Source organism: Bacillus sp. Marseille-Q3570 (assembly GCF_946151055.1).
In the GTDB taxonomy this organism is placed as follows: Bacteria; Bacillota; Bacilli; order Bacillales; family Fictibacillaceae; genus Pseudalkalibacillus.
This window is the reverse complement of the sequence record NZ_CAMGYZ010000002.1, coordinates 340,721-353,371: the sequence shown is the minus strand read 5'-3', so window position 1 is coordinate 353,371 and position 12,651 is coordinate 340,721. Positions and strand designations below refer to the sequence as shown.

Here is a 12,651-nt window from a genome sequence, read left to right as displayed (position 1 = left end):
GTATAGCTAGATATTAAGTAAATATGGGAGGACAAGCATGTTACTATTTATCGATAATGAAAATATTACCGATCCGAGGATCAACCTTGCGATTGAGGAATACGCACTGAAACATTTGCATATCAACGATACATACCTCTTGTTTTATATCAATGAACCTTCGATCATCATCGGAAAGAACCAGAATACGGTGGAAGAAATCAATTCGGAGTATGTACGTGAAAACGGAATACATGTTGTTCGCAGGCTTTCTGGCGGAGGAGCGGTTTATCATGATCATGGGAATTTGAACTTCAGCTTCATCACAAAGGATGATGGAAACAGCTTTCATGATTTTAAAAAGTTTACCGAACCAGTGATCAAAGCACTCCATAAACTTGGCGTTCCGGCTGAATTGAGCGGGCGCAATGATATCCTCGTCGAAGGCAAGAAAATTTCAGGGAATGCGCAATTTTCAACAAAGGGCCGTATGTTCAGCCATGGGACACTTATGTTCGATTCACAGATCGAGAATGTCGTTTCTGCTCTGAATGTGAATATGGATAAGATCAAATCGAAGGGGATCAAATCGATCCGAAGCCGTGTCGCCAATATTCGTGACCATCTTGATCAAGACATGACGACCGAGCAATTCAAGGTAACATTGCTCCGTTATCTTTTTGAAGGGGAAGAAGAAATCCCACAATATCACCTGACTGAAGAGGATTGGAAAGTCATCAATGAGATTTCGGCAGACCGATATCAGAATTGGGACTGGAATTACGGTAAATCTCCTAAATTCAATGTGAAACATTCTCATCGTTTCGAGGGAGCAGGACAACTTGATGTCCGCCTGGACGTGGAGAAGAACATGATTCAAGCCTGTAAAATTTATGGCGATTTCTTTGGTGTCGGGGATGTTGAAGATATCGAAAAACGTATCACTGGTGTGCGATACGACTACGCTGAAATCGAAAAAGCATTAGCTGACCTTGATATCAGTCATTACTTAGGAAAAATAACGAGGGAACAGTTTTTGGACCTGATCCATTAATGATAAAGCATCTGTCTTGAGCAGGTGCTTTTTAATTTGCGTTGTTCGAGGACTTCAAGAACACGAATACGAGGCAGAGGAGTACTGTCCAAGTTTTGGGCAATCTGCTGAAATTAGAGGACATCTGTTCCGCTATCTGTGGCATAAAGGATTGATTTCCAAAATTAGAGGACAACTGTTCCGTTAATTGCCGAAAACGATCATGATTTTCTCAGGTTTTAGGCGAATAAGGTCCCTGGTGTCCACTAATTTTCTGAAGAGGGGGTTTATGGGGCTAATAAGGTCTTTGGTGTCCTTTAATAATTGGTTCGTAAACTATTTGATTTAAAACTCTGCAATTTTATCATTAAGTCTTGGCAAAGGTTTTCTTCGAGAGTGATCCCGCAAAAATCGGAACGTCTAGAAAAAATTAGGCACATCATTCTTCTGGGTGAATATCATGACATTGTGAGAAAGGAGATGATGAATGATGGCAGAACATCATTATGATGAATCAATCCGAGACGACGAACGGGCGAAATACATGTACGACAAATGTAAGCAATATAAAAACTACCATGTGATTGTTGAAACGAAGGACGGAAAGAAATTCGACGCAATCATCATGGGGATGAAGAAGGATAAGGTGGAACTCCTTGTACCACAAATGATGGAACCAGAATCTTATGACCGGGAAGACTATCGACAACCAAGATTCAGGAGGTTTGGCGGGTTATTATTACCGTTAGCTGGTCTAGCAGCCTTATCACTGGTTCCTTACTTCGCGCCTTATCCATATCCCTATTATTTTTAATATCAGCCTCCCTTTTTAATGAAAGGGAGTTTTTTTATATTTTAAAGAAAGTATAAGATGTTCTTCAATATAAGCGCACAAGCTGGTGGCTTCGGAAGCAATACACCGCACGAAGTAAAAGCGATTGCTTTTTCGAGGAACTAAGGCTAAGTCTGCGCTAGGGCTTGTCTTTGCCAAGTTTTCTTTATGTTGGCAGGAATGGTTCGTTTTCAGCAATAATCTGGACGAAACGGATGCAATTCAGAGATATATTGATGTTTATCCGAAATAACTCGTGAATTTGATAAAAAGGCTATTGTCTGAAAATTGACACAAGAAAACGCTTTCCTTATACTATTTTTATATACCGTATATATTATGTGTCGAGATATTTTCGTTATATATAAGGAGGGGTAATATGATTTACAATGTTGAAAAAGAAACGATGAATACGCAAGACAAAGAAAAACTGCAGCTTGATAGGCTGCAAAAAACCGTCCAGGTTGTCTATGAAAACGTTCCTTTCTACAAAGAAAAGTTTGCTGAGAATAACATTACACCAGAGCAGATTAGAAGTCTTGAAGATTTAAAGAAGCTGCCTTTTACGAAGAAACAAGATCTCCGTGATCATTATCCATTCGGTCTTTTTGCTGTCGATCAGAAAGACATGGTCCGTGTACATGCATCCTCTGGGACAAGCGGGAAACCGACTGTCGTAGGATATACGAGAGGTGACATCGAGGTCTGGAGCGAAGTTGTAGCTCGTGCGATTGCTGCTGCGGGGGGAGAACCTGGTCATGTATTGCATAATGCTTATGGGTACGGACTGTTCACAGGTGGCTTGGGACTCCATTATGGATCTGAACAGCTTGGGATGGTGACGGTTCCGGTTTCCGGAGGGAATACGACACGTCAAATTCTCCTTATTGAAGATTTCCAGCCACAAGTCATTTGCGGAACACCATCTTATGTGCTCAATATCGCAGAAACCATGGAAAAGATGGGGAAGGACCCAAGGCAGACAAGCCTGAAGTATGGCATTTTCGGTGCAGAGCCGTGGTCTGAAGAAATGCGTCAGACACTTGAAGAGAAGATGGATATTAAAGCGATCGACATTTATGGGCTCAGTGAAATCATGGGACCAGGAGTATCGATCGAGTGCCATCAAGCACAAGACGGGTTACATATAGCTGACGATCACTTCTATGTCGAGGTGATCGATCCAGAGACACTTGAACCTGTGAAAGATGGAGAATATGGCGAGCTTGTCTTTACGAGTCTGACAAAGGAAGCATTCCCGATCATTCGTTATCGTACAGGTGACATTGCGGCGATCGATCGAACGACATGTAAATGCGGCAGAACCTCTGTCCGGATGTCGAGGGTGAAAGGCCGTATTGATGACATGCTGATCATCCGGGGCGTGAACGTCTTTCCTTCTGAAATCGAAAACTGCTTATTGCAGGTGGAAGAACTTGTTCCGCACTATCAAATTTTATTGAAGAAAAACGGGACGATGGATATGATCGAACTTCAGGTCGAGGTCAATGAATCGACGTTTAAAAAATGCGGCGGAGACATGAAGCACCTTGATATGGATGAGTTGAAAAGACGGATCGAGTACCAGATCAAATCGAATTGTCTCGTTTCCATTCACATACAGATCATGGAGCCCGATTCAATCCCACGCTCTGAAGGAAAGGCTGTCAGAATCGTAGATCTTAGAGAAGAGAAAGTATTACAGAAGAAGTAAATCAAATAAAAGCATTGAATTAATTATGACGATATTCTATAATGACGTTAAATAAACGTAATATACGGAAGGTGATAATAGATGACTATCGAGAAATCATTCGATCAGTTGACAGAAGATGAGAAGTACGAACACTTCCTGAACCGGATTGACGCCGGAGAGAAGATCGAACCTAACGATTGGATGCCTGATGACTACCGTCAATCTTTGATTCGTTTGATTTCTATGCATGGAATCAGCGAAATTATGGGAGCGCTTCCAGAAAAGGAATGGGTCCCCAAAGCTCCGTCTCTTCACCGTAAATTAGCGATCATGGCGAAGGTGCAGGATGAAATGGGGCATGGACAGCTGTTGCTTCGTGTAGCGGAAGATTTGATGGAACCACTAGACATGAACCGTGAAGACATCATGCAAAACCTGTTTTCAGGGAAATTGAAGTTTCATAATGTGTTTCATATGAAAGCGCCTACATGGGGAGACGCTGGAATCATCGCATGGTTGGTAGATGGAGCAGCTATCATTTCACAAAGCATGATGCTGAACTCTTCTTATGGACCATATGCAAGAGCTTTGAAACGGATTTGCGCTGAGGAAGTCTTCCATGCACAGCACGGTGAAAGCATCATCATGGCACTTGCAGAGGGGACACCGGAACAACGCGAATTGCTTCAAGACGCCCTTGACCGCTGGTGGAGTGCACTTCTCATGTTTTTCGGACCGAAGAGTAAAGAGAACGCATCAACTTCTCACGTTGATAAGAACATCCGATACAAAATCCGTGAAAAGACGAATGAAGAGCTGCGACAAGAGTTCTTTACGAAATACGTACCGAGAATCTGGTCACTCGGCCTGACGATTCCGGATGAAACGATCCATTTCGATGAAGAGCAAGGATTGTGGATTTATCAGGACCCTGATTGGAGCGAATTCAAAGAAATCGTGACTGGTAACGGGCCGCAATCGAAAGAGAGACTTGAACTTCGTAAAACTTCTTACGATAACAATGCCTGGGTGCGCGAGGCTTTGAACCCAACATCGAAGGCAGTATAGACGGACGAGGAGGGGAAACCATTGAGCCAAGAAAAAGACGGTTTTTACAGTGTGTATGAAGTATTCAGTAAAAAAACAGATAAAAGCCCACTGCAACATCAATTCAGTCTTCTAGCTCCTAATGAAGAAATGGCATTGATCATGGCGAGGGAAAACTTCTTCCGTCGTGAACCAGTAGCTGATATCTGGGTAGCAAAGAGAGACAACATCCGTACGATGACCCAGGAAGAACGTGAAATGTTGAAGCGGCTGAATAATAAAGAGTACCGCGAAACGAAAGGTTACGGCTATTTGAAGAAAAAATGGCGTAAATATCAACAAGAACAATTCACAGAACAAAGTTTACTTAGCAACAGCAAGGGAGGAAAAGAGTGATGGCACAGGATAAAGCACTAGTGGAACTGCTCTACTCCTTAGCAGATGATGATTTCATCTTAGCGTATCGCGGTTCAGAGTGGCTCGGACTTGCACCGCACATCGAAGAAGATGTCGCCTATTCATCGATCAACCAGGACATGATGGGGCACGCGGTGAAGTTTTACAGTCTGCTTGAAGAATTAGGTGAGGGGAAAGCGGATGAGCTCTCCCATTTGAGAACAACTGATAAATTCAGGAACGCAGTCCTTTTAGAAGAGAAGAACGGCGAAGGGACCTACCTTGAACAGCCGAATTTCGACTGGGCTTTTGCGGTCGTACGCAACTATTTCTATTCCGTCCATAAAAAGATCCGCATGCAATCTTTGAAACAATCAAGCTATGAACCTCTAACAGATGCTGCATCCAAAGCACTGATCGAGCTTCAATATCACTTGATGCACTGGGAAACCTGGTTCAAGCAATTGATGACAAGTACAGATGAAGCGAAAAAGCGTATGACAGCAGCGATTGAGAGATGCTGGAACGAAATGGACGGAGTCCTTACGCTAGGGCATCTTGCTGAAGAAATGGTAGGCAAAGGATACATCGCGAGTGAAGAGGAAATGCGCAGCAAATGGCTCGCACATATGGATAAGACATTCGAACAAATCGGTGCATCTTTACCTGGTGAACTTGGCATGACAAAAGGAAACGGCCGCCAGGGAGAACATACAGAAGACCTTGACCAAGCCTTAGCTACACTTTCTGAAGTTTATGAGACGAATCCAGCTGCTGGCTGGTAGATTCTATCACTACGAAACAACTAAATTTCAACCTGAGAGGAGGGTTACGATGACCGGAATTGAAACAAAACAATTGGTAGACACGATTACTGACGTGCTCCAAGATGTTACAGACCCTGAAATCGACTCTGTCAGTATTTTGGATCTCGGAATGGTAGAAGGTGTCGAAGTGGAAGGGTCAAAAGCAAAAGTTGGCGTGCTCCCCACCTTCACTGGATGTCCTGCACTCGACATCATCAAAAGGGATATCAGCAATGCCATCATCGAAGTGGAAGGGATTTCTGAAGTCGAAGTAACCTTTTTATCCAAACCGATCTGGACGACGGACCGGATCACTGTCCAGGGGAAAGAACAACTGAAAGAATTCGGAATATCGCCTCCTCCGGCAAATCACACACCAGGAGAACCATGGGAAATCCCATGCCCGTATTGCGGTTCTGTATACACGACAATGGAAAATCTTTTTGGACCGACTGCGTGCCGCTGCATTCTTTATTGCAGAAGCTGCAAAAATCCATTCGAAGCAATGAAACCCGTTGCCAACATAGGCGACGAATAAGAAAGGGTGTTTATATAATGGTAAAATTGATCGCACTTTACAAGAATCCTGAAAACAAAGAAGAATTTGACGAGCACTACTTCAACACACATTCACCGATTACAGCTAAGATACCCGGACTTCGTAAAATGGAAGTGACGAAAATCGTCGGATCTCCGATGGGAGCTAGTGATTATCACCTCCTTTGTGAAATGTACTACGACGACCATGATGCATTGAAAGCAGCAATGAAAACAGACGAAGCTAAGGCTTCCGGAAAGGACCTCATGGGATTTGCAGGTGACTTGGTGACGCTGATGATTGGTGAGGAAGTAGACGGTGAGTAATAAGGAGACCATTCAAACCTGGACCGAAGATGGCGTTGGTGTCATTCAATTGAACCGTCCAAAAGTATTGAATGCCTTGAATCGAAAAATGGTCATTGAAATTCTCCAAACGATGGAGGAGTGGGATCATGATGATAGCGTATCGGTAATGATTGTTACCGGTAACGCGAAAGTCTTTGCCGCAGGAGCCGATATTGCTGAAATGGCGGACGATGATGCAATTTCGCTGGAACTCCTCAATCAATTCGCAGAATGGGATCGCCTAGCCTGGGTCAAAAAGCCGATCATAGCTGCTGTAAACGGCTATTGTCTTGGCGGGGCATTCGAACTTGCCTTAAGCTGTGACTTGATTGTCGCGGGTGAGAACGCGCAATTCGGATTTCCTGAAGTGAACCTTGGTGTCATGCCAGGCGCTGGGGGGACCGTACGCCTTACGAAATTGATGGGGCGGGCAAAAGCACTTGAGTGGTTATGGCTTGGAGAATATATGACTGCAAAGTATGCGAATGAAAATGGTGTTGTCAATCGAGTGGTAGCACCAGAGCTCGTTTTTGAAGAAGCGATGAAACTGGCTCGTAAGATCGCGAAACAGGCACCATTGTCCGTACGGATGATAAAAGAATCAGTCAATAAGTCCGTTGACCATTCCGTATATGAAGCGATGCAATTTGAACGGAAGAACTTTTACATGCTGTTTGCTTCTGAAGATCAGAAGGAAGGCATGAAGGCTTTTGTTGAAAAACGAAAACCACAATTCAAAGGAAAGTAAGGAGCGGTTTAGGTATGTATGAAACGATCGAATACGTTACAGAAAACAATGTCGCTTGGCTTCGACTGAACCGCCCGGATAAGTTCAATGCTTTTACAGAACAGATGAATCTAGAGATAACAAAAGCGTTGAAGGAAGCAGAAAAAGTCAGTGAAGTGCGTTGTCTCGTGATTACAGGAAACGGGAAGGCATTTTGTTCAGGGGAAGACTTGGCGGGGGTCAAACAGGATACGGATCACGCTGAAATATTGCGTAAACGGTACAATCCAATGGTCGAAAAACTGGCAAACTTCGAGAAACCGGTCATTGCTGCTGTCAATGGTGTTGCAGCTGGGGCAGGGATGAGCCTCGCGCTTGCTTGCGATTTCCGACTTATGTCAGAGAAAGCGAGTTTCATAGAAGCTTTCATAAACGTGGGTCTTGTACCGGATTCAGGCAACCTTTTTTACCTTCCTAGATTGGTAGGTCATGCAAAAGCGCTTGAACTTGCAGTCATGGGAGAAAAGGTTTCTGCAGAGGAAGCTAAGGAATTGGGATTAGCAACGAAAGTCATTCCGCTTGATCGGTGGGAAGAAGAGGTTTCAGCATTTGCACAAAACCTTGCACAGAAACCGACGAAAGCAATCGGCTTGATCAAAAGATATTTGAGGAAGAGCTGGGATGCAGATCTCAGTGAAATGCTTGAAAACGAAGCGTATGCCCAGCGTACAGCAGGACAGACAGAAGATCACGCTGAGGGCGTGCAAGCTTTCATGGAAAAAAGAAAGCCCGTATTCAAAGGGTGCTAATAGAAAAATAGAACGCCTGTGAAGAACTGGCGCTGGACGAGTCATCAGATCGATGCAACTACTCAACTATAATTAAAGGAGTGACTGATCAATGAGTACTACTAAAGAACAGCAACAAGTCGCAACAGAAATGAAACGTGAAGCATACAAAATGATCATCAATGGACAACAAGTTGATAGCGTTTCTGGAGAAACATTCACGACTTACAATCCTGCAACTGGTGAAGCCCTGGCGAAAGTGGCGAAAGCTGGTACTGAAGATGTCGATAAAGCAGTTGAAGCAGCTCGTAATGCATTCGATTATGGAAAATGGCCGAAGTATCCGGTTGGAAAGCGTGCTCGTGTATTGAACAAAATTGCTTCAATCATGCGCAGTCGTTTCAATGAATTGGTTGAGCTCGAGGTATTGAACAGTGGTAAGTCATTGACGGCAGCTCAAGGACAAGTCATGCAAGCTGTTGAAAACTTTGAATTCTATGCAGGTGCAATAGTTGGTCACCGCGGACATGTGAATAACATGCCAGGACCTTTTACAAATACAGAAACGAAAGAACCACTCGGTGTTTGTGCACAAATCATCCCGTGGAACTATCCGATGATGATGGCTTCCTGGAAGGTAGCACCTGCCATTGCTGCTGGTAACTCGATCGTATTGAAGCCTGCAAGCTTGACACCTCTTACTGCAATCATCTTAACGGAAATCTGCCATGAAGCAGGTGTTCCGGAAGGGGTAGTCAACATTGTAACAGGACCTGGATCTACAGTTGGAAATCACCTGGTCGAACACCCAGATGTCGATAAAGTAGCTTTCACAGGTGAAACGGGCACAGGAAAAGATATCATGGCGAAAGCTTCTGAAACGTTGAAGCGTGTAACATTAGAGCTTGGCGGTAAGTCGCCGAACATCGTATTTGAAGATGCGAACATGGATGCAGCTGTTGACGGTTCCCTATTCGGAATCTTCTATAACACAGGACAATCATGTGAAGCACGTTCTCGTCTATTCGTACACGAAAACGTCTATGATGAGTTCATGGAAAAGTTCGTTGAAAAAACGAAGAAGCTTACCCTTGGCAACCCGCTTGATCAAGGAACCCATGTCGGCTCGATCATCAGTGAAAGCCAGGTAGAAGTGATCGATGGTTATGTAAAAGAAGCTGAAAAGCAAGGTGCGAAAGTACTTGTAGGTGGAGGTCGTGCGAAGGTTGAAGGATTCGAAAATGGTCACTGGTACTTGCCGACTGTCATCACGGATGTGACGAATGATATGAAGATTGCACAAGAAGAGATCTTCGGACCAGTCGTTGTCGTCATGAAGTATAGCGATGAAAAAGAAGTCTTGAAGCTTGCAAACGATACAGTATTCGGACTTGCGGCTGCAATCTGGACTACGGATCACGCTCGTGCTAACCGTGTCGCTACTAAGTTGAAGGCGGGTACGGTCATGGTCAACTCACCATTCTCAGCATTCCCAGGAACGCCGTTCGGTGGATACAAGCAATCTGGATTCGGAAGAGAACTTTGTATCGAAACGCTTGATTTGTATACGGAGACGAAGAGTGTCATCTCTTACGTCGGTGGCAAGCCGTTGAATCCGTTCGGAGTGTAACCTTAATGAACTAATGGGGCGAGCACCTTTTCAGGCTGCTCGCCTTCAGTTTACATTTGAAGAAAGTATTATACCTTCATCAATATAAGGGCAACTAAGGCTCAGCCTGCGCTAAGTCTTAGCAAAGCCCAAGTTTACGCCTTATGGCAAAGAGCAACTAAGGCTCAATCTACATTAAGGCTTGATTTTACCAAGTTTTCTTTATTGCATTTGGCGGCTGTGAATTGTGAAGGAAAGGAAATTCGCGACACTCCTACGGGAAAAGCGAGCCAGGTAAGACCCCGAGCAAAGTTATCAATTAACGGACATCAGAGCCGTTATTTGGGACAAAACCGCTGTTTTTGAAACATTAACGGACACCACAGCCGTTATTTGTGAACAAAACAGCTGATTTCCTTTGATTTTTGCGAAATAAGGTCCCTGGTGTCCGTTAAGTTTGTAAAATACCATAATTAGGACCAAATAAGGTCTCCTGTGTCCGTTAAGAGTTTTGTACAACTTGGGTTCTGTGAAGATGATGTTCGGAAGTAAGTTATAGCAGGAAGTGATGTCGATTCAGCGACCAGTCACTAGAATCACTTGCAGTCTTATCTTCCTTGAAAGTTTACCAGTACCCTGGCGTAACTAAAGGAGTCGTTTGACCGCAGAAAGGGAGCGAATATCGCGGAAATCTACAGTTAACAATCCTTAGATAAAATCACAACAATCAATCATAAACTTACCCATTTTATAAGGGAGTGGAACAGAGACATGATCAAACATATTACCGTAATCGGATCCGGTGTCATGGGTAGAGGAATCGCTTATGTCGCTGCTGTCGGTGGATTTAAGACAACCCTGGTTGATATTTCAGAAAAAGCATTAGAAAGTGCGAAGACCGAAATCAATGCGATTTTCGAAAAAGGTGTGAAGCGTAACAAGCTAAGTGAAGAAGCTGCTAACAAAGGGATGGAACGGATGTCATACTCATCCGACCTGGAAGGGACTGTATCCAATTCCGATATGGTGATCGAAGCGGTTCCAGAAAACATCGATATCAAGCGGAATGTGTTCGAGACGATCGATCAGCATGCGCCTGAGCATTGTTATTTTGCAACGAACACATCAACGATGAGTCCTACAGAGATCGCATCTTTTACAAACCGGCCTGGAAAAGTAATTGCAATGCACTTCTTCAATCCGGTGCACAAAATGCCTTTGATTGAAATCATCAAAGGGCTGGATACAGCAGAAGATACGGTCACAGTGGCGAATGAAGTCGCTGTCAAAATGGGGAAAGAAACGGTCACCGTCAATGAATTCCCAGGTTTTGTGACAAGCCGGATCAGTGCGCTTGTCGGTAATGAGGCGTTCTATATGCTTCAAGAAGGTGTCGGTTCCCCTGAGGAAATCGACAAGGCCATCAAGCTCGGTCTCAATTATCCGATGGGTCCGTTTGAACTCGGCGATCTCGTCGGTTTAGATACACGGCTTAATAATTTGAAATACTTACATGAAACATTAGGTGAAAAATACCGCCCATGCCCGTTGCTTGTAAAATACGTGAAAGCTGGGCGTATCGGTAGAAAAGCAGGCGTGGGGGTCTATGATTATCGTGAGCAAGGGGGTTCTGATAATGCGTGAAGTCGTTATTGTTGATGCAGTGAGAACACCGATCGGGCGGTATAAAGGAGCATTGAAAAATATCCGTCCGGATGATCTGGGTGCGGTTGTTATCAAATCCTTGCTTGAGCGTAACCAGGATATGCCGAAGAACCAGATCGAAGAGGTCGTTTTCGGAAATGCAAACGGGGCTGGGGAAGAAAACCGGAATGTCGCCAGAATGTCAGCCTTACTCGCCGATCTTCCAGTAGAAGTTGGCGGGACGACAATCAACCGCTTATGTGGATCTGGATTGGATGCGGTAAGTTATGCGGCACGTGCAATCATGGCGGATGAAGGAGATATCTTCATCGCTGGTGGCACAGAAAGCATGACGCGTGCTCCGTTTGTCATGGGAAAACCTGATGTGGAGTTCCCGCGTGGCAACCGTGAAATGTATGATACGACAATCGGCTGGAGATTCGTGAACCCCGTTTTAGAAGAACAATACGGAACAGACAGCATGCCTGAAACAGCTGAAAATGTCGCAAAAGACTATGACATTGGCCGCGAAGAGCAAGATCAATTCGCATATGAAAGCCAGATGAAAGCAAAACGCGCGATGGAAGAAGGAAGATTAAAGGATGAAATCGCACCTGTCGTCTATAAAGACCGTAGAGGGAATGAAATCGTAGTCGATACTGATGAACATCCTCGTCCGAACAGTTCACTAGAAAAGCTTTCAACATTGAAGCCGCTTTTCAAGGATGGAACGATCACGGCTGGAAACGCCTCCGGAATTAATGATGGCGCTTCAGCTTTATTGCTCATGAGTAAAGAAAAAGCAGATGAGCTTGGTCTAAAGCCGTTAGCAAAATACATCACATCTGCGACTGCCGGGCTTGAACCCCGGGTAATGGGACTCGGACCGATCTACGCTTCTCGTAAAGCATTGAAACGTGCAGGGTTGTCACCAAGCGACCTGGGTCTAGTTGAATTGAATGAAGCATTTGCTTCCCAATCATTGGAGTGTATCCGCCAGCTCGAATTGTCTCCGTCCCGTGTCAACGTAAATGGGGGAGCGATTGCATACGGGCATCCTCTAGGGGCAAGCGGAGCGCGGATTTTAACCACATTGGTCCATGAAATGCGTAAGCAGAAGACACGTTACGGCCTTGCGACGATGTGCATCGGAGTCGGTCAAGGAATCGCTGCTATCGTCGAAGGTTACGATTACTAATTTTAGATGGA

13 protein-coding genes are annotated in these 12,651 nt (G+C 44.5%); all 13 read left to right on the top strand.

Annotation, left to right across the window (positions count from 1 at the left end; translation table 11 throughout):
* Nucleotides 1–37 precede the first annotated feature (37 nt).
* Complete coding sequence (locus tag N8M93_RS05030) at nucleotides 38–1,033, top strand: lipoate--protein ligase (RefSeq protein ID WP_261130105.1); 996 nt, start codon at nucleotides 38–40, stop codon at nucleotides 1,031–1,033.
* Nucleotides 1,034–1,502: 469 nt separating this feature from the next.
* Entirely contained in the window at nucleotides 1,503–1,826 is a 324-nt protein-coding gene (locus tag N8M93_RS05025; RefSeq protein WP_261130104.1) for a hypothetical protein, read from the top strand.
* 397 nt (nucleotides 1,827–2,223) lie between these two features.
* Nucleotides 2,224–3,558: a phenylacetate--CoA ligase PaaK gene (gene paaK / locus N8M93_RS05020; protein ID WP_261130103.1), complete on the top strand. Its 1,335-nt coding sequence runs from the start codon at nucleotides 2,224–2,226 to the stop codon at nucleotides 3,556–3,558.
* An 81-nt stretch (nucleotides 3,559–3,639) separates the two neighbouring features.
* Nucleotides 3,640–4,608 carry a 1,2-phenylacetyl-CoA epoxidase subunit PaaA gene (paaA, locus tag N8M93_RS05015; RefSeq protein ID WP_261130102.1) on the top strand — a complete coding sequence of 323 codons (969 nt, stop codon included), beginning with the start codon at nucleotides 3,640–3,642 and terminating at the stop codon, nucleotides 4,606–4,608.
* Nucleotides 4,609–4,629: 21 nt separating this feature from the next.
* On the top strand, nucleotides 4,630–4,983 hold the full coding sequence (gene paaB, locus N8M93_RS05010; protein ID WP_221568218.1) for a 1,2-phenylacetyl-CoA epoxidase subunit PaaB: 354 nt from the start codon (nucleotides 4,630–4,632) through the stop codon (nucleotides 4,981–4,983).
* A complete protein-coding gene (gene paaC, locus N8M93_RS05005; RefSeq protein ID WP_261130101.1) occupies nucleotides 4,983–5,768 on the top strand; it encodes a 1,2-phenylacetyl-CoA epoxidase subunit PaaC in 786 nt (261 codons plus the stop codon). Before paaB ends, paaC begins: the two co-directional genes overlap by 1 nt.
* Before the next feature lie 49 nt (nucleotides 5,769–5,817).
* Nucleotides 5,818–6,327: a 1,2-phenylacetyl-CoA epoxidase subunit PaaD gene (gene paaD, locus N8M93_RS05000; RefSeq protein WP_261130100.1), complete on the top strand. Its 510-nt coding sequence runs from the start codon at nucleotides 5,818–5,820 to the stop codon at nucleotides 6,325–6,327.
* Nucleotides 6,328–6,344: 17 nt separating this feature from the next.
* Complete coding sequence (locus N8M93_RS04995) at nucleotides 6,345–6,653, top strand: EthD family reductase (protein WP_221568215.1); 309 nt, start codon at nucleotides 6,345–6,347, stop codon at nucleotides 6,651–6,653.
* Nucleotides 6,646–7,422, top strand: a complete 777-nt coding sequence (locus tag N8M93_RS04990; RefSeq protein ID WP_261130098.1) for an enoyl-CoA hydratase/isomerase family protein — start codon at nucleotides 6,646–6,648, stop codon at nucleotides 7,420–7,422. Before N8M93_RS04995 ends, N8M93_RS04990 begins: the two co-directional genes overlap by 8 nt.
* 14 nt (nucleotides 7,423–7,436) lie before the next feature.
* Nucleotides 7,437–8,210, top strand: a complete 774-nt coding sequence (locus N8M93_RS04985; protein WP_261130097.1) for an enoyl-CoA hydratase-related protein — start codon at nucleotides 7,437–7,439, stop codon at nucleotides 8,208–8,210.
* A gap of 91 nt (nucleotides 8,211–8,301) precedes the next feature.
* Nucleotides 8,302–9,819, top strand: coding sequence for an aldehyde dehydrogenase (locus N8M93_RS04980; RefSeq protein ID WP_261130095.1), 1,518 nt, complete (start codon nucleotides 8,302–8,304; stop codon nucleotides 9,817–9,819).
* 750 nt (nucleotides 9,820–10,569) lie between these two features.
* Nucleotides 10,570–11,442: a 3-hydroxyacyl-CoA dehydrogenase gene (locus N8M93_RS04975; RefSeq protein WP_261130093.1), complete on the top strand. Its 873-nt coding sequence runs from the start codon at nucleotides 10,570–10,572 to the stop codon at nucleotides 11,440–11,442.
* A complete protein-coding gene (locus N8M93_RS04970) occupies nucleotides 11,435–12,640 on the top strand; it encodes an acetyl-CoA C-acyltransferase (RefSeq protein WP_261130091.1) in 1,206 nt (401 codons plus the stop codon). The genes N8M93_RS04975 and N8M93_RS04970 overlap by 8 nt, the downstream gene beginning before the upstream one ends.
* The last annotated feature ends 11 nt before the right edge of the window (nucleotides 12,641–12,651 follow it).